The organism is Alcanivorax sp. NBRC 102024 (assembly GCF_001602235.1).
In the GTDB taxonomy this organism is placed as follows: Bacteria; Pseudomonadota; Gammaproteobacteria; order Pseudomonadales; family Alcanivoracaceae; genus Alcanivorax.
Map to the genome: position 1 here is coordinate 1 of NZ_BDAS01000016.1, position 23994 is coordinate 23994.

Here is a 23994-nt window from a genome sequence, read left to right on the forward strand (position 1 = left end):
CGGATAGCTAAACCAGTTTGCCTGACGACCATAGAGTGTTGGAACCACCTGATCCCATGCCGAACTCAGAAGTGAAACGACATATCGCCGATGGTAGTGTGGGGTCTCCCCATGTGAGAGTAGGTCATCGTCAGGCTCTTAAATAATACAGAAAACCCCCGTCACGAAAGTGTCGGGGGTTTTTTGTTTTATTCAGGATCACGGTGATCCACTCTCCCTACCTCGCAGCGCTCGCGCTGCCATCCCCTCAAGGGGGACCGAGCCAGCTTGGTCCCGAAGGGATGGCGAGCATGCTCGTCACACACTGTAGGTCATCACGCCCCGCAAAGCCTCAAACTCCAACCTAGAAGCCAGAAGCGGAAAACTACCCCTCGCCATGCAAGCATAGCTCCAACGAATCAGTGCCCACCCCGGGCCTCGCCCTTGTAACCAAACCGCCACCCCGCCGTCATCCCCCTTACTCGGCAAGCCTGCAATCTCAATGCTTCATCACAAGCAATGAGCCAAGACCATGCTGCTGAACATCATATTGATCACCATGGCGATCGCTTTACTGATCTACCGCTACCGCAAACTGATGTACCACTTTAGAACGGTGGAGGTGGGCAAACTCTATCGCAGTGGCACTCTGGGGCCGATTGCATTGCGAGTGATGCATCGCGTGCTGGGTGTGAACACCATTATCAACCTGCGTCTGGAATCAGAATACGGCAAGGGGGACTGGTATCAGCGGCAAAGTCAGTATTGCGCCCGGCACGGGCTCAGGCTGGTGAATATTCCCATGGCCCAGGATACCCCGCCTACGGAAGCGCAGATTCAGGCACTGATGAGGGAGCTGGATCGAAGCGAAAGCCGCTGCCTGGTGCATTGCGAGATGGGCGTTATTCGTACCGGCATGATGGTCGTCGCGGTAGCCACGAGACGGTACGGGGTGCGTGACCAGGCAGTGTGGAAACACTTTCCGCTGTTTGGACACAAGCTTGATGGGCGTCGACGGGCTGTCAGAACCTTCATCCAGCAATGTGCCGACTGGTCGGAGCCCTCAGCCCAGTAACGCACTGTCCGGTGGCAGATGAAGCTTGAGTCGATTACGAATGACCCGGATGTTGAACTCTGTGCTCTGGATGGGCTCGCCATCCAGATTCAGGTTCATGGGGTGGGGCGTTCTGATCTGCAGTGAAGCCAGCCGGGTGCGAACGAACAGGCCTTCCTGCTTGGGGTCCTGACGGGCTTCGCTATCAAACAGTTCTCGCACGCCTGCCAGTAAATCCATCTGCGCGGGAAGAATGGCAACATCCAGTAATCCATCGTTGATCAGAGCATCGGGGCACAGCCGCTGCCCACCGCCCGCTTGTCGGCCATTTCCCAGTCCGAGGGCAAGGAATTCCCCTTGCCATTCGAAGTCGTCACCACTGAAGCTGCCTTCGGCGGCCTGAATCTCTGAAAAGCGGGTAAGACCGGTGAGCAGGTACGCGGCGCCGCCGAGCATGTTCTTGAGATCCTCGGAGGTTTGGGTGGTGACCTCGGTACCAAAGCCGCCAGTGGCCATGTTCAGAAAATAGTGATCATTGACCTGAATGACGTCACAGGCAGTGGCGGGGGCATCGAGTAACGCGATGGCTTCGGAAATGCTTTCCGGGGTGCCGGCAGCGGTGGCGAAGTCGTTGGCGGTGCCCAGCGGCAAAATGGCCAGGGCAAGGTCATCGCGCCCACTGGTCATCATTGCATGAACAATATCCCTGACAGAGCCGTCGCCGCCACCGGCAATAACCGTGGTGTAGCCCAAAGACAGGGCTTCTTCAACGTAGCGTTCCGCGTCACCGCCTTCCCAGGTGACGCGTACGGCAAGGTCGTGACCCTTGTCTCTCCACGCCATTACAGCTTCGCGGACTTCCTCGTTGGTGGCTTGTTTACCGTGCAGGATAAGCAGGCTTTTCGTGGACACAGTCAGGGTTTCCTAATTCAGTGAATGCGGAAGCAAGTGTACTTGATACCTGCAGCAGGCCCTGGCGAGCAATCGCGAGGGTGTGACAGGGGTGCGAACTTTACAACTGTTAACGCTTGCGAGCCCTTGTTGAGAATGATTGCTATCTGCTATTGGGGATATTGAATAATCGAATTTTGCTATTGATCTGGCTGCTGTAATTATAAATGCCAAGGAGGTGGCCAATGATCAAGACATTCAGTTTCGGTGCGATGCATATTACCGTGGCATTTCTGGTCGTCTGGGCAATGACCGGGGATTGGCGGATTGGTGGGGCGACGGCCCTGGTTGAGCCCTGTGTGAATACCGTGGCGTACCATTTCCACGAGAAGATCTGGAAGCGATGGGCCCCGGGTAAAGTCGTGAGCGGAACGGTCATGGCATAAGATAAACTCGATGTTTACTCTGCTGTAACCGTTAGTTAAGCTAGCGACCAAGTATACATTCCTAGGGGTATTTGTCAGGTGCAGAATTCAAGCAGTGACATTGATGCGATCCGCCAGGTGGTGAATCAGGTATTGGAAGTGCACGCGCGGGAGGAGGGCGGTCAGCGCTCACAGGCCCGTTCGGAAATTCTGATCCACTCCATGCAGGTGTTTGCCCAGCGTGGCCTGCAGCGAACCACAGTGCAGCACCTGCTGGATGCCTCTGATGTGTCCCGGCGCACCTTCTACAAATATTTCCGCAACAAGATGGATGTGCTGGAAAGCATCTATCGCATTTTCGTGGACAACATGTTGCTTCACTTCCACAAGGAGGTGAAGCAGGCGTCGTCTGCCCGGGATATTATCCGGAATACCACCCAGGTGTATTTCGACTACCACGTCAGCATGGGCCCGATCATCAAACTGATGATGGAAGAGGCACGCTCCTCAGCCTCGGCGCTGGCACCGCACCGGGTCCGGGCCCAGGATATTGCCTCCGAAGTCCTCACCACCCAGATTAGCCGCTACACCGGCAAGGACTATGAGCCCCTGGTGTTCCGCACCATGTTGTGGATGCTGGAAAACTATTCCCTTTATATCTTCGAAGACGGTGGCTTCTCCCAGCAGCGGCTGGACCTGTGCAAGAAGGTTGCCATCGGCATCGCCGAATCCCTGGTCCTCGGTGAGGTCACCCCGGGTATGCTGGAGCGCACGCCATCCTGAGTGCGTGAGGGTGTGCCGGGCTTATTCCGGCTTCACGAACTTCAATGTCATGCGATCACTTTCTCCGATCGCCAGATATTTTTCCCTGTCTTTATCGCCAAGCCGCAGTGAGGGAGGGAGCGTCCAGACGCCTGCGGGATGGTCTGCACTGTCCTGGGGATTGGCATTGATTTCCGATTGTTCTGCGAGACGAAAACCGGCTTTTTCTGCCTGAGCAATCACATAGCTTTCGGTCATGTACCCGCTTTCGATCTGGGCATCCAGTGAGCGCCCTTCTGGCGCACGGTGTTCAACAACCCCCAGAATGCCTCCTGGTTTCAGAGCCTTGAAGAAGCTGGCAAACACGGCTTCTGCCTTGCCTGCCTTGGCCCAGTTGTGGACATTGCGGAAAGTAAGCACCCGGTCCACGGTGTTTGCGGGGGCAATGTCGCTGTAGGCAGGGGGATACAGGTGGGTGATGCGGGTCCGGTCGTATAACGCGGGTTGCTTGGCCAGATTCGCCTTGAACAGGGTCAATGCGCGGGTATAGAAGTCGATGTCGCTATCCGGCGGAAACTGGGCGGCATAAAAAGTGCCTTCCTCGCGCAGATAGGGGGCAAGTATCGCGGTGTACCAGCCCTTGGCGCCGGGCCAGATTTCCACCACCGTCATGTCTTTTTCCACCTCGAAAAAATTCAGGGTTTGTACCGGGTGGCGATATTGATCACGCGCCTTTTCTTCACTACTGCGGTGGGGTGCGGAAAGAATGTCGTCGAGGGAGGCCGCGTGAGCCAGGGAAAATGACAGCAATGCTGCCAGGGCAATCAGAATGCGCATGGTCTCGTCCTATCTGAGGCCGCGGATTAACACCTTCATGTAGTCTGCGGCTTGTTGTTCGAGGCTGCCTTCGCCGGTGAGTGCCCACGTGTAAGTGGTGCCCACCACTAGATTCACCATCATCAAGATGGTATCGCGGGTTGGCAAGGCGACAAAGTAGCCGTCCTTGCGCAGCTCCTTGAAGAACGCATCCGCCACCGGCAGGTTCTGTTCCATCAGCGCTAGGTACTGGCGCTGAATATCGCCCATGAAATCCCCAGCTTCCTGGATCAGCACTCGGGAAAAATTCTGATTCTGCTCCAGATAGCGGGCCACGTTGCGGCAGAGATTTTCCAGCCGCTCCAGCGGGGGAATGCTGGCCATCAGGTCAGCGAAAATGATATCGCGGATGGTGTTAAGGTTTTCCTCCACGATGGTGAGTAGCAGGGACTCCTTGGACGGAAAGAATTTGTAGATGGTGGCCTTGCCGACCCCCGCCTGCACGGCAATGGTCTTGACCTCTGCGCTACGGAAGCCTTCGCTGGCGAAGACTTCCTGGGCGCAGGTAAGGATGCGGGCACGGCGAGGGTCATCCATAGCGGCTTCCGTTATGCCTTACAGATATTTGATTTTTTCCAGCTGCTCTTCGAGCTTGGCCAGCTGGGACCGGTAATCGTCCAGTTTGGCTTTTTCCTTGTCTACGACAGCCTGGGGCGCCTTATCCACAAACTTGGGATTTTTCAGTTTGACTTCGGCGCGCCCCACTTCCTTGCGCAGTTTGTCGATCTCTTTCGAGAGCCGCTCGATTTCTGCATCCTTGTCGATCAGCCCGGCCATGGGCACCAGAATTTCCATATCGCCGACCAGGGCGGTGGCGGAGGCCGGTGCGGAGTCTTCCGCGTTGAGCCAGGTGATGGATTCCAGTTTTGCCAGTTTGCTCAGGAAGGAGCGGTTGGCATCCAGCAGGGCCTTGTCGCTGTCCTTGCCGTTGTGCAGGTAGACGGGCAGGGCCTTGCCCAGCGGGATGCCCATTTCGCCGCGGATATTGCGTACCGCGCTGATCACGGCCTTGACCCATTCGGCACCCGTTTCCGCTTCTTCATCAATCTTGCTGGCGTCGCTGGCCGGGAAGGCCTGCAGCATGATGGTGTCGCGCTTATCCCCTTCCGTTGCCGCAGCCGTTTTGCCGGCCATGGGGCCGATCTTCTGCCAGATTTCTTCCGTAATGAAAGGCATGAACGGGTGAGCCAGACGCAGGATGGCTTCCAGCACGGTCACCAGGGTGCGGCGGGTGCCGCGTTTCTGGGCCTCGGAGTAATCGTCGCCCCACAGCACGGGCTTGGACAGTTCCAGGTACCAGTCGCAGTACTCGTTCCAGATAAACTCGTAGGCGGCATGGCTGGCCACGTCGAACCGGAAGCTGTCCAGCGCTTCGCTGACTTCCTGTTCGGCGCGCTGCAGGGCGGAAATGATCCAGCGATCCGCCAGGGACAATTCCACCTCGCCGGTCAAACCGCAATCTTCCCCTTCCGTGTTCATCATCACGTAGCGGGCAGCGTTCCAGATCTTGTTGCAGAAGTTCCGGTAACCTTCAATGCGGCCCATGTCCCACTTGATATCACGACCGGTGGAGGCCAGCGACAGGAAGGTGAAGCGCAGGGCATCGGTGCCGTAGGGGTTGATGCCGTCCGGGAAATCCTTGTGGGTACGCTTGGTGATCTGTTTTTCTTTCTGCGGCTGCATCAGGCCCTTGGTGCGCTTTTCTACCAGCGCATCCAGGGTGATGCCGTCGATCATGTCCAGCGGGTCCAGCACATTGCCCTTTGATTTGGACATCTTCTGGCCGTCGTTGTCGCGCACCAGGCCATGCACATAGACCTTCTTGAAGGGCACCTGGTCGGTGAACTTCAGGGTCATCATGATCATCCGTGCCACCCAGAAGAAGATGATGTCGAAGCCGGTGACCAGCACATCCGTGGGGTGGAAGGTGCGCAGGGCATCGGTATCTTCCGGCCAGCCCAGGGTGGAGAAAGTCCACAGGGCGGAACTGAACCAGGTGTCCAGCACGTCCTCGTCCTGGGTCAGGGGGATGTCGCCCAGATTGTTGTTGGCGCGGACTTCCTCTTCATCACGGCCCACATAGACATTGCCATCGGCGTCATACCAGGCGGGAATCCGGTGTCCCCACCATAGCTGACGGGAAATGCACCAGTCCTGCAGGTCACGCATCCACGAGAAGTACATGTTCTCGTAGTTCTTCGGCACGAACTGGATGTCGCCGTTTTCCACGGCGGCAATGGCGGGTTTGGCCAGTTCTTCCACGGCCACGAACCACTGGTCGGTCAGGTAGGGTTCGATGACCACGCCGGAGCGGTCGCCACGGGGCACCTGCAGGGTATGGTCGGCCACTTTCTCCAACAGACCCAGGGCATCCAGATCATCCACCACCTTCTTGCGGGCATCGACCCGGTCCAGGCCGCGATAGGCCTCCGGCACTTCGTCATTCATTGCCGCGTCGATGGTCAGGATGTTGATCATCGGCAGGTCGTGGCGCTTGCCCACTTCGTAATCGTTGAAGTCGTGGGCCGGGGTGATTTTCACGCAACCAGAGCCGAAGTCCGGATCCACGTAATCGTCGGCGATGATGGGGATGTCACGCTCGGCCAGCGGCAGGCGAATGGTCTTGCCGATCATGTCCTTGTAGCGCGGATCTTCCGGGTGCACCGCCACGGCGGTATCGCCGAGCATGGTTTCCGGGCGGGTGGTGGCCACCACCAGGTGCCCGGAACCATCGGAGAGGGGATAGCGGAAATGCCACATGTGGCCCTGCTCCTCCACATTCTCCACTTCCAGATCGGAGATGGCGGTATGCAGGGTCGGGTCCCAGTTCACCAGCCGCTTGCCGCGATAGATCAGGCCTTCTTTGTGCAGGCGTACAAAAACTTCGCGTACCGCGTTGGACAGGCCCTCGTCCATGGTGAAGCGCTCGCGGGTCCAGTCCACGCTGGCGCCCATGCGACGCAGCTGACGGGTAATGGTGCCGCCGGATTCGCCTTTCCACTCCCAGACTTTCTCCAGGAATTTGTCACGGCCAAGCTCATGACGGTTGGTACCTTCTCCGGCCAGCTTGCGCTCCACCACCATCTGGGTGGCGATACCGGCATGGTCGGTACCTACCTGCCACAGGGTGTTGCGACCCTGCATGCGTCGGTAACGCACCAGGGTATCCATGATGGTGTCCTGAAAGGCGTGGCCCATGTGCAGGCTGCCGGTCACATTGGGGGGCGGAATCATGATGCAAAAGGAATCACCCTGGCCGGACGGCTTGAAATAACCGGCTTTTTCCCAGTTTTCATACCAGGCCTGTTCGATGCGATCGGGTTGATAAGTCTTGTCCATGAGTCCGCTTCTAAACCAGTAAAAAATGAGGGCGAATTATAGCGGAGCGGGGCGGCTGCGTCGCGGGTTGCGGGAAAACCCGGTTGCCGGAGCCTGCTGAGGGGATATCCGGGAAAGCGAGGACTTACGACTTTTTGCGCAGTGCGGCACGCAGCTTCAGGCGCAGGGCTTTTTCCAGCTTCGGCAGGGCCTCGGCCACCAGCTCATCGATCACCGCATCAATATCATCGCTGTTCAAAGCCGGGCGGGCAGAAGAAGGGGGCGGGGCCATGACGGCAGGCGCCACACGATCTTCGGGGGCCGGGGGTGGGCTGCCAAGAAAGGGGTTGTGTCGTTCGCTGGCGAGCTTGCGGATCTGCTCTCGCTCCAGGCTGCCGGAGCCGGTGGTCGAAGGGGCTGGCCGAGCCTCCGTGTCGTCCAGCAGTGACTGGACGTCGTCGAGCTCCTTGAGAAGCTCTTTTTTTCGTGTCTCCCGGTCGCTCATGGTGGTGTCCGTGACGTGTTCAGCCCAGTTCGTGTGTGGTGACCGGGAAGCCCCGCTCGCGGTAGTAGCGAAATCGGTCACGCCCAGCCTGTCTTTCATTCTCGGCACCGCTGATCATCTCTGCAACCCGCTGGAAACGGGAGGCAAAATCCGGCACCTGATCGGTCAGGTTGATCAGCACATCGTGGTGGTCGCCGGGATCCTCGCCGTGACCCAGGATGACCGGGGCCTTGCCTTCCTGCTGAGTCCCGTGGGGCAGGAAGCCAGTGGCAGGAGTCTGCCAGAACTGCTGGTCCAGTTGCCGTGCATGGTCCGCATCCCGACAATGAATATAGACCAGCCGGCCCTGTTTCTGGGCCTTGTCGGCAATGCGCCAGGCCAGCGCCTGACGAACGCCGTCGCCAGCTTTGTTGCTCAGGTAGAAAGTCACTTCGGTCATGGTGGGCCTGCGGGCGTCAGACGTGACAGATGCACGTCTGACGCGTGGGTTGCGCTGTCGTCGCCGGCCATCAGGTTTCCGGCGACCGGTCCATTACTGGCTCAGGTTCATCAGATAGCGGGTCAGCATGGGGACCGGACGACCGGTAGCACCTTTGCTCATACCTCCGCTGATCCAGGCGGTGCCGGCGATATCCAGATGCGCCCATTTCACGTCCTTGGCAAAACGTGACAGGAAGCAGGCGGCAGTGATGGAGCCGGCTTTGGGGCCGCCGATGTTCTGCATGTCGGCGAAGGGACTGTCCAGCTGGCTCTGGTACTCGTCCCACAGGGGCATGGGCCAGCCCCGGTCACCGGTCTCCTGGCCGGCGGCCAGCAGCGCCTGGCTGAGATCATCGTCGTTGCTGTATACCGCCTGGGCATGGGCGCCCAGGGCGACAACGCAGGCGCCGGTGAGGGTCGCGACATCGATGACGGTGTGTGGTTTGTGTTTCTGCTGCACATAGGTCAACGCATCACACAGCACCAGCCGGCCTTCCGCGTCAGTATTGAGAATTTCCACGGTCTGCCCGGACAGGGTCTTGACGATATCCCCGGGCCGGGAAGCGCGCCCGTCGGGCATGTTTTCCGCCGCTGCAACCACCGCCACCATATGGATGGGCAGGTCCAGCTCGCACACGGTCTTGACGCTGCCGAACACGCTGGCCGCACCGCCCATGTCGTATTTCATCTCGTCCATATTGGCGCCGGGCTTGAGAGAGATGCCGCCGGTATCGAAGGTGATGCCCTTGCCGACCAGGGCCACGGGGCCCGCCTTGCCGGGTTTGGCGCCCTTGTATTCCATGACGATAATCTGGCCCTGGCGCTCGGAACCCTTGGCCACGGCAACGAAGGCGCCCATGCCCATTTTTTCAGCCTGGGCCTGACTGATCACCTTGACGGTGAGTTTGTCGTAGGCCTTGCCCAGGTCTCGGGCCACGCCGCTCAGGTACTCCGGGTAGCAGTCGTTGGGCGGCAAATTGCCCAGGTCCCGGGCCAGGTTGACGCCGCTTGCCACGCCTTTGCCGGTCTTGCTTGCCTTGCTCAGGGCGGCATCTTTTTCCGCATGCCAGAAGGTCCATTTGCCCAGCTTGCTGGCCGGTGCCGGCTTGCTGCGGTACTGATCGAAACGGTAAGTGCTTTCTTCTGCCACCCGGGTGCCTTCACGGGCCTGCCACTCCAGACTTTGCGGCAGGCTTGCGTCGAGCAACCAGACGGCGTGTTTGGCCGGTGCTTTGCGAACCGTTTTCACCGTCTGGCGCAGCAGTTCCTGCCACTGCAGATCGGAGGGCTGCTTGTCGCCCCGGCCTACCAGCAGCAGGCGAGCGGCGGCCAGACCTTCCGGTTGGTGCAGCCAGCTCATCTGGCCCTTGCTGCCGTCAAAGTCGCCGGCCTTGATGAAACGGGTGAGCTGGTCGCGGGTGCTCTCCGGCAGTGACTCCGGAAGATCGCTGTTCTTGCCCAGCACCAGAATCAGTGCATCGGCTTTGAATTTGTCCAGGGGCCTGTTGCTCACTGCGAAGTCCATGCTGTCTCCATATCAATCAAGGTATGACACGCGGCAAGAGCGCTTGCCGGTGCGAAAACAGGGAAATAGTGGGCTGTTCGGCGTTCAAACGCAATCGGGGCAGGGTGCCGGGGCGTGCCGGGTTGCCAGCGAAACCGCCGCTGTCAGCGGTATTTCATTGCGCTTGATTATCACCTTGGCCAGTCAGTCAGTTACACTAGGACCCATTCACTGCTGCCGCAGGTGCCTGGTTGCCGGGTCGCCCGCGCGGTATGTACCGCTCCCGCAGGCGCTCAGTCCTGCCTTTTCGGGGTGTCGGTGCCTTTTTGCAGACATGAATGAGTGGGCCAGCCCTTGATTCTTCATCGTTATATTAACCGGCAAGTCTTCATGACCACCGTCATGGTCACCTTTATTCTGGTGATGGTGTTGGTCAGTGGCCGGTTTATCAAATACCTCGCCGAAGCCGCCGCCGGCGAAATCGCCGCCGACGCCCTGTTTTTGGTGATGGCGTTCCGGATGCCGGAATTCCTGCAGATGATCGTCCCCCTCAGCCTCTATATCGGCCTGCTGCTGGTGCTCGGTCGCATGCACATGGATAACGAGATGGTGGTGCTGCAGGCTGGTGGCCAGGGCCATCGCCGGATCGTCCGGTCACTGATTCTGCCTATCCTCATGGCCACTACCCTGGTCGCCATGTTTTCCCTCTATGTGACGCCAAGGGGCGATGCGGAAGTGAACCGCATCTTTGAAGAACAGAAAGACCGCTCGGTGCTGGAACTGCTCACCCCGGGGCGTTTCCACGTAAAAGGCTCCAGCAATACCCAGCGTGCCACCTACGCGGAGCAGATGAACCGGGAAAAAGGCGTGCTGGAAAATGTGTTCGTGGCGGATGCCCGGTTCCAGGCCCGCGGCGAGGCGGATCGTTTGCTGACGGTCTGGGCCAAGAGCGGCAAGCTGGTACAGGAAGAGGGCATCAGCTATCTGTTACTGACCGAGGGCTTCCAGTATCAAGGCAAGCCGGGCCAGAGTGACTACAAGGAAATCGGCTTCAAGGAAGCGAAGGTAAGAATAGGTAAGGAGCGAACCGACAGCCGCCCTCCCAAGGTGCGCGGTCGGCCGACGGCGGAGTTGATAAACGAACGGGACAACAGTCGCGATGCCATGGCGGAGTTGCAGTGGCGTATTTCCCTGATTCTGACCGTGCCCATCATGGCCCTGGCAGCGATTCCGCTGGCCCGGGTGAACCCGCGCCAGGGCCGTTTTTACCGGCTGATCCCGGCGGTGCTTGGCTACATGCTGTACGTGGGCATGCTGTTGGTCACACGCAGTGCTATCGAGGACCATGAGGGAGCTCTGCCCTGGTACCTGCACACTGGCTGGGTACACCTTACCGCAGTGATTGTGGTGTTCTTGTTGTATTTCGGCGGGCGGATTTTCCGCCGCAGGAGGCGGGCGTGAGATTACTGAAACGCTACTTCTGGCGGGCGGTATTGATTCCTACGCTGGCGATTCTGGGCATTATCGTGGGCCTGGATTGTCTGTTCGGGTTTATCTATGAACTGGAAGGTCTGCGTGGGGATTATCAGGCCATGCAGGCGCTGCAGTTTATTCTCACCACCACCCCCCGGCGTGTGCATGAATACCTGCCGATGGCCATCTTGCTGGGGACCCTGATTGGCCTTGGTCTGCTGGCCAATAGCGGCGAACTGTCGGTGATTCGGGCTTCCGGTGTCTCCACGTTGAAGGTGAGCTGGCTGGTGTTGCGTCCGGTTTTCCTGCTGATCCTGCTGTCCATTCCTCTTGGTGAATACCTGACGCCCTATTCGGAGCAGGTGGCGCAGAGTAACCGTTCCATGGCGGAAGGGGGCGGCGAGGCGCTGCGTTCCAAATATGGTTACTGGCACCGGGAAGGGCCGGAGTTCATTCATATCAACGCGGTGCAACCCAACGGTGTGCTGCATGGGTTGACCCGCTATCGCTTTGATGACAATCACAAGCTCACGGAAACCCAGTTTGTCGAGCGGGCCATTTACCAGGGCGATTACTGGTCCCTGGAAGGAATCAAGGGAACCCGGCTTTCCGATGAAGGTACCGAAGTCTTCAATCGCGATAACGCCCGATGGCAAACCAAGCTGACTCCGCAGCTGCTCAGTATCGTGGTGCTGGAACCGGATCATCTGGCCATGGCCAAGCTGCTCGAGTACACCGATTACCTGAAACGCCAGGGACTGGAAACCGCTGATTACATGCTGAGTTTCTGGCAGAAACTGTTCATGCCGCTGGCCACGATCGGCATGGTGCTGATCGCCATCTCTTTCGTGTTCGGGCCGCTGCGAGAGGTCACCATGGGCCTGCGTCTCACCGCAGGGATTGTGGCCGGGCTGATCTTCCATTACGGCCAGCAGTTCTTTGGCCAATTATCGCTGGTGTTTCATACCGAACCCTTGATGGCGGCGGTTGTACCACCGGCGCTTTGTCTCATCCTGGGGATCTGGCTCCTGCAGCGGGTACGATAATAATGACAATCTGGAGGGGGCAGGGGCGCACCCATAAAGGGCGCAGGCCTGCGAATGAAGACACCCTGGTGTGCCGGGACAGTGACGGGCTGTGGGCGGTGATCGATGGCATGGGAGGGCACGATGCCGGTGATCTGGCCGCTACCATTATCCGTGAATCCCTGGACACGGTGGCGCTGGGGGGCGGTATTGCCCACCGGCTGATGGCCGTGGAATCCGCCTTGCAGAGCGCCAATCACGCCATTCGTCATCATGCGGCACTGCACCTGCGCAGCAAGCCCATGGGGGCCACTGTGGCAGTGCTGCTGATTTATCGGGATGAGGCTGCCGTTCTGTGGGCCGGAGATGCCCGACTATATCGCCATGTGGGGGAAGAGATGACCCGGTTGACCCGGGATCATACGCCGGTTCAGGCCCTGGTGGATGCGGGGGACATTGATGAGCGCCAGGCCATGTCCCACCCCCGGGCCCATGTGATCTATCAGGCCATTGGCAATGGCGACAAGCTGAAACTGGAGCAGGCCCGTTTTGATCTTTCTGCGGATCAACAGTTTCTGCTGACCACTGATGGCGTGCATTCGGTCCTCACGGTGGACGATCTGGGGCGCCTGATGGGACAGGGTGCCAGCGAGTCTGCCATCCTCAAAGCCGCGCTCAATGCGGGTAGCCGGGATAACGTGACGGCGGTAAAAGTGTCCGCTAATGGGCATTACGAGTGACAAATCTTTCTCCGAGGCTGGCAAAGCCGTCATCTGCTGGTATACTCGCGCACCACTGCCAGAGTGGTGGAATTGGTAGACACGACGGATTCAAAATCCGTTGCCTTCGCGGGCGTGCCGGTTCAAGTCCGGCCTCTGGTACCAAATGACGGTCCGGCAGCATCCGAAGAGCTCCTCGAAAGCTTTAAAAACAGCAAGTTATCGATGAGTCTCTTCCGCTGCCGTCCGACAAGGTTTGTTGACATCTGGCCCCACCTGGGGCCAACTTTGGGGCCAACTCCACAGCCCAAAGCCGGCGAAAGCCATGGAAACCAACAAACTCAGCGACGTCAAAATCCGCGCAGCAAAGCCCCAGGACAAGCTCTACAGCATCTCCGATGGCGAGGGGATGTTCCTGGAGATTTCCCCCAAAGGCGGCAAATGGTGGCGCTTCAAATACCGCTTCAACGGTAAGCAAAAGCGACTCTCCCTTGGCACCTACCCCAGCACAAGCCTGAAAGCTGCCCGAGACAAACGGCAACAAGCTCGAGAGCTGCTGGCTTCTGGCGTTGACCCGGGTGATCAGCGTAAAGCCGAAAAGATGGCCACAGAGACCGCCTTGCGCAATACCTTTGCCGGGGTGGCGGAAGAGTGGGCGCAGAACAAGGTGAGCAGCGAGAAGTGGACGCCGACCACGGAGCGGAAGCGGCGCATCTGGCTGAATAATGGCCTTCTTCCATTCCTGGGCAGCCGGCCCATCTCTGAAATCACCACAGCTGAGCTGTGGAATGTGCTGCAGCGTACCCAAAAGACCAGTGGCTATACCGCCAACCGCTTGAGGGGTATGGCCTCCGAGATCTTCAACTTCGCTATGGCAACCGGTCGTGCCGAGAACAATCCCGCCTTGCCTCTTCAGGGGCAGATTGCCGTTAAGAAAGAAAAGCACCGCCTGGCGATTCTGGAGCCAGAGGAAGTGGGCAAGATGCTTCGGGCCATTGATGCCTGTCAGGCAGCGGCCACCACCAAGGCCGCAGCCCGGTTGGCTCCGCTGGTATTCGTCCGACCGGGTGAATTGCGTCACGCCGAGTGGTCAGAAATTGACCTGAAGAAGGCCCTTTGGAGCATTCCTGCAGAGAAAATGAAGATGCGGGAGCCCCACGTAGTCCCGCTGTCTCGCCAGGCTGTCGCGATTCTCAAGGAAATCCAGCCGCTCACAGGGCATTGCCGCTATGTTTTCGAGGGCACCAAGCCCGGAGAGCCGATCAGTGACAACACCCTCAACAAGCTGCTGAAAACCCTTGGCTACAAGGGAAGGATGACCCAGCACGGATGGCGCGCCATTGCCCGTACCCTGCTTGATGAAGTCCTGGATGTCCGTGTGGACTGGATCGAGCACCAGCTCGCTCACTCCGTCAGGGACGCCAATGGTCGGGCCTATAACCGGACGTCGCACCTGGAGGGTCGTGTGGGGATGATGCAGCAGTGGGCGGATTACCTGGATGGCCTCAAGGCGGAGGGGCCGGCAGAGGAGGTGAATGGGGCCAGTCAGGAGGCTTGACGTGTGTTCCCATCTGCTTTTGCGGGCAAGCAGTGGCAATGGCGGAAAGAGCTTTACCTCAGAATGATGGTTTCTTTCTGTTGTACAGAATTTCGCCAACGTTTCGTGTCGGCTCGAGTTTAGGTGGCTCGGGCTCTGCTTTATCATCAATGTCAGGCGCACTGCCGGGGGCTATATCCGATTCGTCTTTTTCTATTGATGTGGAGCTCAGAGAATCGAGTTCCTTTCTAAGGCGATGAATTTCCTCGTCTTTTTCTGCGACAGTTTCCCGGAGGCTCTCAGCCTCCCTGGTAAACACCGAGGAAAGGGGGGGCCATTCAAGCGGGGAGTGCTTTTCGAAATGGCTAAGCTTCGCCTGATTAACGGCTTCTTTGATGGCTGCTTTCTTGTCAGCTTCCGTTTGAAATCCCTCTTCGATGAGCTTCTCCAGCGTGGCTTTTTGCGTTTCCCTCCTGCCATTGGCCAGCTTCTTTAGTGACTCGTGGGTACGTTTTTTCACGCTGATTGAGAGTGTGGAGGTTTTGTTCTTTTGGCTGCATTTAAAAACTCTCCAGTTCTGTTTCAGCTTGCGGATCGCCTCTGCGCGGTCAGCGCCTTTCGGAAGAGCCTCCTCTAGATCTGAGATGAGTGCATCAATTGTGTCTTGGCCTTCATGGGTTAATCGGCGTAAACCTGCGTCACGTAATTTCTGATCGAGCCAGTCCTGCCTTGCTTTCTCTCCCTTAATCCATTCCTCGATAGTTTGTGGTTGTCTGCCCATGGTTCCTCCAAGCGCCCATGCTAAATCTTCCCATTAGTTTAAATGCTAACATTTACGTTATCCATAGCGTTATATATAACGTTAAAAGTAACGAAAATGATAATACCTGGTGGTATAATGGGGTAAAAGGGGGCGGTATGTGGCCATTAAGACTGTTGATTTACAGAAAGGGCGATCCTGCGGAGGAGACACTGAAGGGCATATCAGGTGTGTCTCGCTTGTTTTTGTACTGCTTCGTTTGTCGGTTTGGTAATGGTACCGCCTCGTGCTCCTTTGAGGAATACGCAGAGCTATTCCGGCTAAACAGCAAGCACGTTGGTCGGGCTGTGCAAGAGCTGGGAGCTTCCGGGGTCGTGGCGATATCGAAGGAGCATGGGGTTGATCATCGTCCTAAGAGGCTGATTCAGGTGGATGATGATTTTGCGGAAGCGCTGAAGGGGTCGTTCAAGAATTGCCCTGTCGAGGTGGAAGAAACTCTGATTCGTAAAGTGGCATTTGGGTGCCTTTGCCAAGAAAAGGGGATGAAGCTAACCCCATTAAATCGATTGTTCTTGTCCGTCCTTTTGTCGCATTCATCAAAGGTTGGCAGGGTTGTTGATTTGGGACATGCGTCACTGTCTAAGCTCACGGGCTTTTCTGTTGACCAGAGAAGGTCGCAGGTCAGTAGGCTGGCTGATTTGGGTTTCCTTAGAGCGTTGGTTCCAGGTGTGACGGGGCGTTATCTATTTGGTTCTGCCAAGAGCCAATATTTCTTGAATATGGGGCATCCAGCATTTGGTGAGAATAGTAGGTCTGAGACTCTGCTGGTAGGCAGAGGCTTCGCTGGGGATGAGGATTGGTTAGGTGGGCAGGCAGAAGCGCTGTTCAAGGGAGCGAGGGAAGTTAACCAGTTGGTACCTGGCATTGTTAAGGAAGAGGGGCGTTCCGATGTCGCTCTCAGAAAAGTGGTCCGGTTCGAGAGGCAATGGGGCCTGAAGAGGGCTGGCTTGGAACAGGGCGGGGCAGGCTATCAGCAACTATCTGACCTGACGGCGCTTTTCAAGGATTTGCCTCTCGAGGGATATATTTCATATCTTCAAGCAAAAATAAATGAGTATGCCAGCGAGTTGCTTTCCGAGTTTCAGGATCAGGATGGGTTGCAACTTCTAGAGGTGGCAATACTGGCCAAAATTGGTGAAGAGCTTGTCATCGGTAATGAGCCAGGAGCCAAAGCATTCAAGACGGCGATCCTGACAGCTTCACAACGTCAGGCGGAAAGGGCAAGGCTGTTGCTGGATGGTGTGAAGAAAGAGTTGGGTTTGGCTGAGGGCGCAGAGAAGGGAGGCGATACAGAGTTTGTGATTCTTCCCATGCTGGAGTCTCACCCTGCATCAGGAAACATGCTGACCCTGTGCGTATCTTCCAGCGGCCCAAGTCCACTTACCGAGAGCCCGTATTGGAATATTCGCCTCACCATGGGATGGGGCAGAGAGTATTGCATTTCCACAGCTGAGTCGCAGCCAGATAGCTCGTTTCTTGAGGAGGGTATGCAGGTGGTTTGCGGTTTGAAGGCCAAAGCAAAGCGGTACCCCGAACGTGCGAGCAACGCAGATGCAATAATAACCTAACTAGGGAGTGGATTCGGGGCTGGGTCTTAGGTCGGTAGTGGCCTCGACCGCTTTTTCTGTCCCGGTAATAGTATTACACGAAAGCCTTTAAGAGGGTTCTCTACCCTCTGATTGATATCAAATACTAGTAAGAGAAGAATACCAGTAAGTGATTGATAGATAAGCTCAATATAATTATGTCTGGTTAAGAAATACACACCAGCTAATTCCTATGGATTCATTACATTCAAGGAGTTAGCAATGAAACGTCGTCACCCAGACAATACCCACCTTACTTACCATCACTCAGGCCCCTGGAACGGATATGACGTTCAGCTACAGAGGGGGCCGTTGTTTATTCCATATCTGGAGCGTATCCACCAGACCATGGAGCAAGCTATCCATAGGCAGGCAAGTACTATGGCGGTGAGGATAGATCTCTATCTACCTGATAACGGGTATGTGCGTTCTGGCGATTGGTTTGGTCTCTTCATTCGGTCCCTAAAAGAACAGGTGGACGTAGATCTGTCTAGACGTGAACGCGAGGGTCGGTGGGTGCCTGACTGGAAACTTGACTACACCGCCGTCGAGGAGAAGGTGGGAGATCAGCAGGTGCATTATCACGCCTGCTTATTTCTGAATGGTGAGATCTATCGTGGGCTAGGGGAGTTTCCTGTGGGGAGTGGCTTCGATCCGGATGTGCTGGGAGATCCACGGGCTGAGCGGGCAGATAGCCTAGCTAAGAAGATTGTCATGGCCTGGGCTAGGGCATTGGGAATGACCATGAGAGAAGCGGCTGGCTTGGTGCATTTCCCTTCAGGAGGGGTGTACCGGCTGAGGCGTAGTAGCGCGGGATTCGAAGCGACTGAAGCTGGGCTGTTTAATCGGCTGAGCTACCTAGCGAAGGCGCAGAGCAAAAGGTTCGGCAGAGGAGGCCGAAATATTCGCTATAGCCGAGGCGATTAGTGCCAGAGACGATCTGGCCGTTTTTTACAGCCATGGCTCATCTCATGAGCAGAAGGAGATATCTCATGAGAATCATTCGATTGAAAGAAGTCATGGAAACTACAGGTCTGGGCCGATCATCCATCTATAAGTACGCCCAAGAGGGCTCATTCCCGAAACCCGTGAGCCTGGGAGGGCGCTCATCGGGCTGGGTGCTGGATGAAGTGGAGGAGTGGGTGATCGAGCAGATTGCCAAGCGGGATCAGCGTTTAGAAGAGGAGGGCATGCGGGCTGGCGGTTAGCCGGCCCCCCACAGCCAACCTTTAACCTCATCCTCGTTGGCCAGTACCACCTGCTGGGCCTCCGGGTCTCGGTGTCGCGACCCATCTAGTCTAAGCAGTTGCACAATGTAATTGGCCATGGCAGCCCGACACTCAATAGTCAGCGCTCCATCGGTCATGTCGTAATCCCGCGCAACCACGTCCTGTTGAGCCACAGAGAGGCGAGGATCCGGGGTGACATGCAGAATGAGTCGTTCTTGCCACGCATGATCATCCTGCTCAGTGTGGTGTTCGCTTTGTTCGGTGAATTCGGTGAATTCGGGTTCATCCTGAATCCGGCTTAATACGAAATCCCGGTAGTCGCTACTCTTCTCGCGCCAGGCCCGGGCATGCCAGCGCATGCCATTGTGTGCCACGGTGTGAGGTTGAATGATGCGGGATTCCGGCTCCGGGTTGCTCAAGGAAGTGTACTGGATTTCCACGCGTAGTTTGTCCCGGCAGGCCTGGAGAATCGGGCGCAGCACACTCGGGCGTAGGTCACGGGAAGGAGGAAGTAGCACTTCGGTATTGAGTTCGCGCACATCCAGGGTCTCAAAGGCACAACTGAGGTCCTCCCGGGCATGCATCATCTGCAGGTATTCATCGGCCACGCCCCGTGTGAATACGGGCTTGAAGGTGCTGGCGGGCTTGTAGCCCTTAAGGGAGCGGTCGTAAACCAGGTTGGCCGGCGCATATTCAGCAAGATAGTGGTTAATGTCCTTGCTGGCCTGCTGCCTGCCAATACCGAATGCCCGCTGAAGATGGTTGGTCGTCAGTCGCCCCTCCCAGAGGGCGATCACCTCGATCAGCCTGTAGCGTAATAACAGATCCCAGCGCAGCGGCCAATCCGCTGCGTTTTTGCCCGCAACCCTTGCCATGGATGTGCTCCAAAAAGCGATATATGCCAAAAGGCGACGTGTTCATGTATTCAGTATCGACATGACAATAATAAGTAAATAGCCTTTGGGTGTCATCATGGACGAGACAAAAGCGGCAGGATGCCGCATCTGACTTAAGGAAAAGTGGCGAAGGAGAAAACAATGAAAGTCTATGCACTATTGATGCTGGTCCTGGCGACCATGGCCATTACAGGCTGTTCCGACCCCACCATTGACGCCTCCAGTGAGGCCAAGATGAAAGAGTCTGTGGCCAAGGTTCGGGAGTCATTGCCCGAAGCGAAGCGGACAGATTTCGATAAGGCGGTTCAGTTGATCGCCTTTAGTCAGATCGATATGAAAAGCCTGTTTGCCAATGGCGGAGCTGGTGCGGGTGATATGGAAGGCAAAATGCGGGGTGCCCTGAACGGTAAAACCGCAGAGCAAGTGCTGGCCCAGGCAGAGCAAATTCAGGCCGACCGCAAGGCTCGTGAGAAAGAGCAAGCACTGGCCGAGATCCGCGAACTTGTTGCCAAGCGGGAAAAGTCTGAGCAGGCCAAACTGCAGCTGGATAAGTTCCAGGTGGTACGCTCCCGCTTCTATATGCGAGAAAGGCAATATCTTGGCAAGCAGCCGATCATTGAGCTAACGGTCAAGAACGGCACGGATCAGGCCATCTCTCGAGCCTATTTTTCTGGCACCATCGCTAGTCCTGACCGGAGTGTGCCTTGGCATCAAGACCAGTTCAATTACAGCATTTCCGGTGGTCTAGAGCCGGGAGAGGAAGCTACCTGGACGTTGGCGCCGAACAGTTATTCTGGCTGGGGAAAGGTGAATGCCCCTGCGGATGCCGTCTTTACCGTGATGGTGGAAAAGCTGGATGGGCCGAATGGGGAAGTTCTGTATTCCACCAGAGACTTCAGCGAGCGAGATCGTAACCGCTTGGCGGAGCTGAAAAAGCAATATGGAGTTGATTAGACCGACTTCAGCCTGAATACAGAGAACCTGATTCAGTTGGGGTAGGGACTTGAGGGGCTCTGGTCGGTACCATACGGAAAAAATATTAGGTCGGTCCAAGGTCAAGAAGGCCGCCAGCGGGGCACGGAGTGCTTCGTAAGAGCAGGTAACAGGAGATAGGGATGCCTCGATTTCTTCACACCGCTGACTGGCAGATAGGCCGCCAGTACGCCAGCTTTGCACCGGATGATGCGGTGGCGTTGGCCGAGGCCCGTATTTCTGTCATAGAGCGCATCGCCGATCTGGCGAAGGAGCATGCTGTCGATGCGGTGCTGGTCGCGGGCGATGTGTTTGATGCCCAGACGGTATCGGATCGCACCATTCGCCGTCTGTTTAATGCCATGGCCGACTACGCCGGCTCCTGGATCCTGATTCCTGGCAACCATGATGCGGCGCTCGCCGAAAGTGTCTGGACTCGAGCGCAGCGGCTTGGGGCTGTTCCCGCGAATGCTCACTTGGCCCTCTCGCCAGAAGTGCTGGAATTTGCCGACGCCGGCTTTGCTATCCTGCCGGCGCCGCTCACCCAGCGGCATACCCAATCGGATCTCACCAGCTGGTTTGATCAGGCGGAAACCGCAGAAGGCCTTGCACGCATCGGTCTGGCCCACGGCAGTGTTCAGGGCATCCTGGCGGAAGACGTGGACTCCCCCAACCCCATTTCAGCGGACAGGACGGAAACGGCACGGCTGGATTATCTGGCCCTGGGGGACTGGCACGGCACCAAGCAGATCAACCCGCGTGCCTGGTACAGCGGCACACCAGAACAGGATCGTTTCAGTAACAACGACCCGGGCAATGTGTTGCTGGTGGATATCCCTGAAGTGGGCACAGAGCCCCAGGTGGAGATCCTGCCTATCGGTCGACACCCCTGGATTCAGATGTCAGAGCATCTTGCCGTGTCATCAGACCTGGATCAGCTCATCGCCAAGATTGAAGCGCAACCTGAGCAGGCGGTGGTGGCTCTGCGTCTTGAGGGGGAGGTCAGCCTGCTTGGCAAACAGCAGCTGGAGCGCGCGTTGTCAGTAGCGGAAGCCCGCTTCCGCAGCCTGGGTTATGACCTGTCAGGCCTGAGCTTGCAGCCCACCGAAGACGATATCGCCGCCCTTCATGCCGATGGCTATGTGGGAGACGTGATCGCCGAGCTCCGTGACCAGCAGGAGGGTGAGGGCGGCGAAGTCGCCAGAGATGCCATGGCTATCCTTGCCTCCATGTTGCTGGAGAAACAGGCCCAGGGAGGTGACGCATGAAATTGCTGCGCCTCAAGGCCGAACAGCTCCGCCAGTTCCGCGCCCCCGTGGAAATCAAGGACCTGGAGCCGGGTATCAACCTGTTTACCGGCCCTAATGAATCCGGCAAAAGCACCCTTGTACGTGCGATCCGGGCTGCCTTCTTCGAGCGCCATAAATCCTCCAGCGTGGAGGATCTGCAGCCTTGGGGTGATTCGGCAGCCGTGCCCACCGTGGAGCTGGAGTTCGAATGGGAGGAGCAGTCTTGGAAACTGGTGAAGAGCTTCCTCAAGAAGAAGCGCTGTGACCTTACCGTTGATGGTACGGCCTATAGCGGGGACGAGGCCGATGACATGCTGGCGGACCTGCTGGGCTTCGAGCTACCCAAGAGAGGAGCAAGCCGTCCGGATCAATGGGGCATTCCCGGCTTGTTATGGATCGAGCAAGGCGCAGGCCAGGAAATCCAGGCCCCGGTAGAGCATGCCGGCCAGCACCTGAAAGCCGCCCTTGGCGGTAACCTGGGCGAAGTAACCAGCAGCACGGGCGATGAGCTGATCAACCAGGTGACAGCAGAGAGAGCCAAGCTGCTGACCACAACCGGCAAAGCCACGGGCAACTATGCCAAAGCCATTGCCGACGCGAACACTCTGCAGGGGCAGTGTGACGCGCTGCAGGATCGCATCCAGCAATACCGGCAGCAGGTAGATCGGCTGGGCCAGCTGAGAGAAGAGCAGTCCCAGGCCGAAACAGAGCGTCTCTGGGAGACCTACCGTCAGCAAGCCAAAGAAGCAGAAGCCCGGTTGAGTGAAGTCGAGTCCTGGCAAAGAGAACAAGATCGGGACCAGCAGGCGTTCAAAGACTGCCAAACCAGTATTCAGACCACACTCGAGTTGCTGAGCAGCTTCCAAAGCCAGCAGCAGGACCTGGCACGCCGCGAGGACGAAAAGAAAGCCGCAGAACAGCAGCAAGCGGACCTTGAGGCGCGCAAGCCTGCCAGTGAAGCGGCCCTCGAAGAAGCCAAGCAGGCCCACGAGGCCGCTCGCAAGGCATTGAAGCTGGCCCAGCAGCACCAGCAACGCAAGGAGCTGGTCCGGGAACTGGAAGGCATAGAGGTTGAACTGGTTAATAACCAGAGCAAGCTCGCACGGGCGAAAGCTCTCCATGCCTCCCTTCTGGAAAACCGCCAAAAGCAGCAATCCCGGCAGACTGACCCGCAAACAATCCTGCGGCTAAAAGACGTGGTCTCAGCGCTGGATCGCCTGGCCATTCAGCAGGATGCCGTGGCAACCCGGCTGCAATTCGACCTGACCGATGATCACAGCGTTACCCTGGATGGGCAGGGCCTGGCAGGGCAGAGTGAGCATCTGTTGATTGAGCCAGGCGAGGTAGCCATCAAAGGCGTCGGCACCCTGCGGGTGTTGCCGGGGGGCGAGGATGTTGCCGAGATCGCCAGGGCCAAGCAGAGCCTGACCGACGAGCAGGAAAACTTGCTGACCCGGCTGCGCGTCACGTCCCTGGTTGAGGCAGAAGAGCAACTAAAGCAGCTGCAGGCACTGGGGCAAGCCATCCAGCAGGATGAATCCGTCCTCAAGGAGTTGGCACCGGAGGGGTTGGAAGCCCTGTCTGATCAACTGCAGCTGAAACAGGCGCGCAAAGATGCGCTCGCCCCGCAAATTCAAGCGTTACCAGAGCAAGAAGAAGACAGCCCGTCCCCTTCCCGTGCCGAGGCTCAGCTGGAAACCGCCGCAGAGGCGCTTGAAGACGCGCAAACCGCGAATCAAACGCTGAAGAGTGAGCTTTTGCTGGCGGATCAGGCCCTGAATCGTGCCCGGCAAGAGTGGGAGCGCCTCAGCAATGAACTGCAAGCCCCGGACCGCAAACAGCGTGAAAAGCAGGCGGGCGAACAGTTGGCCGAGCTGCGAACCAACGAGCGCCACCTGAGCGACCAGATTGAAAAGCGGGAAGCGCAGATCAATGATGCCAACCCGGAAGCGCTTGAGCAGGACGTGAGGCGTCTCACTCAAAGCGCAGATGCGGCTGAAAAGCAGGAAGAGTCGCGCCGGTTTGAGCTAATTCAGCTGCAGGCTCGCCTGGAGTCAGCCGGTGCGGAAGGCCTGGAAGAGCAAAGCGCGGAACTGAAAGTCGAGCTGGACCGGGCAACCCGCCGAAGAAGGGAGCTCGAACGCCACGCCAACGCCCTGGACTTCCTGCTAGCCCGTCTCACAGAGCATCGCCTGGAGCTCACTCGCCAACTCCAGGCCCCATTGCAGAAACACCTGAACCACTACCTGCAGCTCTTGTTCCCGGAGGCTTCCCTGAATGTGGATGAAAACCTCATCCCGGAAGTGTTGGTCCGCCAGGGTCACGGTGGGGAAGAGCGTGGGCAGTTTAATGAGTTGAGCTTCGGCGCACGGGAGCAGATGGCCCTGATCAGCCGGCTGGCCTATGCCGATCTTCTGCAGGAGGCCAAAAAGCCAACCCTGATCATCATGGATGATGCCCTGGTCCACAGCGATGCCGAGCGCCTCAAGGCCATGAAGCGCGTGCTCTACGACGCAGCCCAACGCCACCAGATCTTGCTGTTTACCTGCCACCCGGATAACTGGCGGGATTTAGGAGTGATGGCCCGAGATATAGATTGGTTGAGGCATTGATTCATGTGGGGGTTATCGAGCGCTGGACTTTTCCCTATTCTC

The 23994-nt window shown here is 57.5% G+C and carries 22 protein-coding genes, 1 tRNA gene and 1 rRNA gene; 15 read left to right on the forward strand and 9 right to left on the reverse strand.

Annotation, left to right across the window (positions count from 1 at the left end; all coding sequences use genetic code 11):
- Nucleotides 1-20 precede the first annotated feature (20 nt).
- Both rrf and A0251_RS16255 read left to right on the forward strand, forming a co-directional pair.
- A 5S ribosomal RNA gene (gene rrf / locus A0251_RS16250) occupies nt 21-136 on the forward strand.
- Between the two features lie 375 nt (nt 137-511).
- Nucleotides 512-1054, forward strand: coding sequence for a fused DSP-PTPase phosphatase/NAD kinase-like protein (locus tag A0251_RS16255; protein ID WP_062817892.1), 543 nt, complete (start codon nt 512-514; stop codon nt 1052-1054).
- On the opposite strand, the gene yegS is transcribed toward A0251_RS16255, so the two are convergent.
- Complete coding sequence (gene yegS, locus A0251_RS16260; RefSeq protein ID WP_062817893.1) at nt 1043-1945, reverse strand: lipid kinase YegS; 903 nt, start codon at nt 1943-1945, stop codon at nt 1043-1045. The genes A0251_RS16255 and yegS overlap by 12 nt on opposite strands.
- 224 nt (nt 1946-2169) lie before the next feature.
- On the opposite strand from yegS, the gene A0251_RS16265 reads away from it, so the two are divergent.
- Nucleotides 2170-2370: a DUF2061 domain-containing protein gene (locus tag A0251_RS16265; RefSeq protein ID WP_062817894.1), complete on the forward strand. Its 201-nt coding sequence runs from the start codon at nt 2170-2172 to the stop codon at nt 2368-2370.
- Between the two features lie 78 nt (nt 2371-2448).
- A complete protein-coding gene (locus tag A0251_RS16270; RefSeq protein WP_062817895.1) occupies nt 2449-3132 on the forward strand; it encodes a TetR/AcrR family transcriptional regulator in 684 nt (227 codons plus the stop codon).
- Nucleotides 3133-3153: 21 nt separating this feature from the next.
- Here A0251_RS16270 and A0251_RS16275 read toward each other — a convergent pair whose 3' ends face one another.
- From A0251_RS16275 to A0251_RS16300, 6 genes are all read right to left on the reverse strand, one after another.
- Nucleotides 3154-3948, reverse strand: coding sequence for a class I SAM-dependent methyltransferase (locus A0251_RS16275; RefSeq protein WP_062817896.1), 795 nt, complete (start codon nt 3946-3948; stop codon nt 3154-3156).
- Between the two features lie 9 nt (nt 3949-3957).
- Entirely contained in the window at nt 3958-4524 is a 567-nt protein-coding gene (locus A0251_RS16280) for a TetR/AcrR family transcriptional regulator (RefSeq protein WP_062817897.1), read from the reverse strand.
- An 18-nt stretch (nt 4525-4542) separates the two neighbouring features.
- Complete coding sequence (locus A0251_RS16285; RefSeq protein WP_062817898.1) at nt 4543-7326, reverse strand: valine--tRNA ligase; 2784 nt, start codon at nt 7324-7326, stop codon at nt 4543-4545.
- 124 nt (nt 7327-7450) lie between these two features.
- Complete coding sequence (locus A0251_RS16290) at nt 7451-7810, reverse strand: hypothetical protein (protein WP_062817899.1); 360 nt, start codon at nt 7808-7810, stop codon at nt 7451-7453.
- 19 nt (nt 7811-7829) lie between these two features.
- A complete protein-coding gene (locus A0251_RS16295) occupies nt 7830-8249 on the reverse strand; it encodes a DNA polymerase III subunit chi (protein WP_062817900.1) in 420 nt (139 codons plus the stop codon).
- 93 nt (nt 8250-8342) lie between these two features.
- On the reverse strand, nt 8343-9815 hold the full coding sequence (locus A0251_RS16300) for a leucyl aminopeptidase (RefSeq protein WP_062817901.1): 1473 nt from the start codon (nt 9813-9815) through the stop codon (nt 8343-8345).
- Nucleotides 9816-10136: 321 nt separating this feature from the next.
- Between A0251_RS16300 and lptF the strand changes: the two genes are divergently transcribed.
- From lptF to A0251_RS16325, 5 genes are all read left to right on the forward strand, one after another.
- Complete coding sequence (lptF, locus tag A0251_RS16305; protein ID WP_255357643.1) at nt 10137-11255, forward strand: LPS export ABC transporter permease LptF; 1119 nt, start codon at nt 10137-10139, stop codon at nt 11253-11255.
- On the forward strand, nt 11252-12313 hold the full coding sequence (gene lptG / locus A0251_RS16310) for an LPS export ABC transporter permease LptG (protein ID WP_062817902.1): 1062 nt from the start codon (nt 11252-11254) through the stop codon (nt 12311-12313). The genes lptF and lptG overlap by 4 nt, the downstream gene beginning before the upstream one ends.
- A gap of 2 nt (nt 12314-12315) precedes the next feature.
- A complete protein-coding gene (locus tag A0251_RS16315; protein ID WP_062817903.1) occupies nt 12316-13032 on the forward strand; it encodes a PP2C family serine/threonine-protein phosphatase in 717 nt (238 codons plus the stop codon).
- 57 nt (nt 13033-13089) lie between these two features.
- Nucleotides 13090-13176, forward strand: a tRNA-Leu gene (locus A0251_RS16320).
- 160 nt (nt 13177-13336) lie between these two features.
- Nucleotides 13337-14569 carry an integrase arm-type DNA-binding domain-containing protein gene (locus tag A0251_RS16325; protein ID WP_062817904.1) on the forward strand — a complete coding sequence of 411 codons (1233 nt, stop codon included), beginning with the start codon at nt 13337-13339 and terminating at the stop codon, nt 14567-14569.
- Nucleotides 14570-14627: 58 nt separating this feature from the next.
- On the opposite strand, the gene A0251_RS16330 is transcribed toward A0251_RS16325, so the two are convergent.
- Nucleotides 14628-15329 carry a hypothetical protein gene (locus A0251_RS16330; protein WP_062817905.1) on the reverse strand — a complete coding sequence of 234 codons (702 nt, stop codon included), beginning with the start codon at nt 15327-15329 and terminating at the stop codon, nt 14628-14630.
- A gap of 407 nt (nt 15330-15736) precedes the next feature.
- On the opposite strand from A0251_RS16330, the gene A0251_RS16335 reads away from it, so the two are divergent.
- The 3 genes from A0251_RS16335 (at nt 15737) to A0251_RS16345 (ending at nt 18162) form a co-directional block, all read left to right on the forward strand.
- Nucleotides 15737-16936 (forward strand): hypothetical protein, encoded by a 1200-nt coding sequence (locus A0251_RS16335; RefSeq protein ID WP_156478310.1) that lies wholly within the window; start codon nt 15737-15739, stop codon nt 16934-16936.
- Between the two features lie 240 nt (nt 16937-17176).
- Nucleotides 17177-17881, forward strand: coding sequence for an inovirus Gp2 family protein (locus A0251_RS16340; protein ID WP_062817907.1), 705 nt, complete (start codon nt 17177-17179; stop codon nt 17879-17881).
- Between the two features lie 65 nt (nt 17882-17946).
- Entirely contained in the window at nt 17947-18162 is a 216-nt protein-coding gene (locus A0251_RS16345) for an AlpA family transcriptional regulator (RefSeq protein WP_035460473.1), read from the forward strand.
- Here A0251_RS16345 and A0251_RS16350 read toward each other — a convergent pair.
- Nucleotides 18159-19058 carry a YafY family protein gene (locus tag A0251_RS16350; RefSeq protein ID WP_062817908.1) on the reverse strand — a complete coding sequence of 300 codons (900 nt, stop codon included), beginning with the start codon at nt 19056-19058 and terminating at the stop codon, nt 18159-18161. The genes A0251_RS16345 and A0251_RS16350 overlap by 4 nt on opposite strands.
- A gap of 162 nt (nt 19059-19220) precedes the next feature.
- On the opposite strand from A0251_RS16350, the gene A0251_RS16355 reads away from it, so the two are divergent.
- The 3 genes from A0251_RS16355 to A0251_RS16365 all read left to right on the forward strand — a co-directional run bounded on the left by A0251_RS16355 (nt 19221) and on the right by A0251_RS16365 (nt 23952).
- Nucleotides 19221-20033 (forward strand): DUF6694 family lipoprotein, encoded by an 813-nt coding sequence (locus A0251_RS16355; RefSeq protein ID WP_062817909.1) that lies wholly within the window; start codon nt 19221-19223, stop codon nt 20031-20033.
- A 161-nt stretch (nt 20034-20194) separates the two neighbouring features.
- Nucleotides 20195-21319 carry a DNA repair exonuclease gene (locus A0251_RS16360; RefSeq protein ID WP_062817910.1) on the forward strand — a complete coding sequence of 375 codons (1125 nt, stop codon included), beginning with the start codon at nt 20195-20197 and terminating at the stop codon, nt 21317-21319.
- Nucleotides 21316-23952: an AAA family ATPase gene (locus A0251_RS16365; RefSeq protein ID WP_062817911.1), complete on the forward strand. Its 2637-nt coding sequence runs from the start codon at nt 21316-21318 to the stop codon at nt 23950-23952. The genes A0251_RS16360 and A0251_RS16365 overlap by 4 nt, the downstream gene beginning before the upstream one ends.
- Nucleotides 23953-23994 lie beyond the last annotated feature (42 nt).

Bases quoted from the DNA above. Each gene is read 5' to 3' on its own strand.
- A0251_RS16340 (WP_062817907.1), top strand. From the start codon at position 17,177: ATGAAACGTCGTCACCCAGACAATACCCACCTTACTTACCATCACTCA.
- A0251_RS16285 (WP_062817898.1), bottom strand. From the start codon at position 7,326: ATGGACAAGACTTATCAACCCGATCGCATCGAACAGGCCTGGTATGAA.
- A0251_RS16280 (WP_062817897.1), bottom strand. From the start codon at position 4,524: ATGGATGACCCTCGCCGTGCCCGCATCCTTACCTGCGCCCAGGAAGTC.
- A0251_RS16325 (WP_062817904.1), top strand. From the start codon at position 13,337: ATGGAAACCAACAAACTCAGCGACGTCAAAATCCGCGCAGCAAAGCCC.
- A0251_RS16355 (WP_062817909.1), top strand. From the start codon at position 19,221: ATGAAAGTCTATGCACTATTGATGCTGGTCCTGGCGACCATGGCCATT.
- A0251_RS16265 (WP_062817894.1), top strand. From the start codon at position 2,170: ATGATCAAGACATTCAGTTTCGGTGCGATGCATATTACCGTGGCATTT.
- A0251_RS16295 (WP_062817900.1), bottom strand. From the start codon at position 8,249: ATGACCGAAGTGACTTTCTACCTGAGCAACAAAGCTGGCGACGGCGTT.
- A0251_RS16275 (WP_062817896.1), bottom strand. From the start codon at position 3,948: ATGCGCATTCTGATTGCCCTGGCAGCATTGCTGTCATTTTCCCTGGCT.
- A0251_RS16330 (WP_062817905.1), bottom strand. From the start codon at position 15,329: ATGGGCAGACAACCACAAACTATCGAGGAATGGATTAAGGGAGAGAAA.
- A0251_RS16360 (WP_062817910.1), top strand. From the start codon at position 20,195: ATGCCTCGATTTCTTCACACCGCTGACTGGCAGATAGGCCGCCAGTAC.
- A0251_RS16255 (WP_062817892.1), top strand. From the start codon at position 512: ATGCTGCTGAACATCATATTGATCACCATGGCGATCGCTTTACTGATC.
- A0251_RS16315 (WP_062817903.1), top strand. From the start codon at position 12,316: ATGACAATCTGGAGGGGGCAGGGGCGCACCCATAAAGGGCGCAGGCCT.
- A0251_RS16350 (WP_062817908.1), bottom strand. From the start codon at position 19,058: ATGGCAAGGGTTGCGGGCAAAAACGCAGCGGATTGGCCGCTGCGCTGG.
- A0251_RS16345 (WP_035460473.1), top strand. From the start codon at position 17,947: ATGAGAATCATTCGATTGAAAGAAGTCATGGAAACTACAGGTCTGGGC.
- A0251_RS16290 (WP_062817899.1), bottom strand. From the start codon at position 7,810: ATGAGCGACCGGGAGACACGAAAAAAAGAGCTTCTCAAGGAGCTCGAC.
- A0251_RS16300 (WP_062817901.1), bottom strand. From the start codon at position 9,815: ATGGACTTCGCAGTGAGCAACAGGCCCCTGGACAAATTCAAAGCCGAT.
- A0251_RS16365 (WP_062817911.1), top strand. From the start codon at position 21,316: ATGAAATTGCTGCGCCTCAAGGCCGAACAGCTCCGCCAGTTCCGCGCC.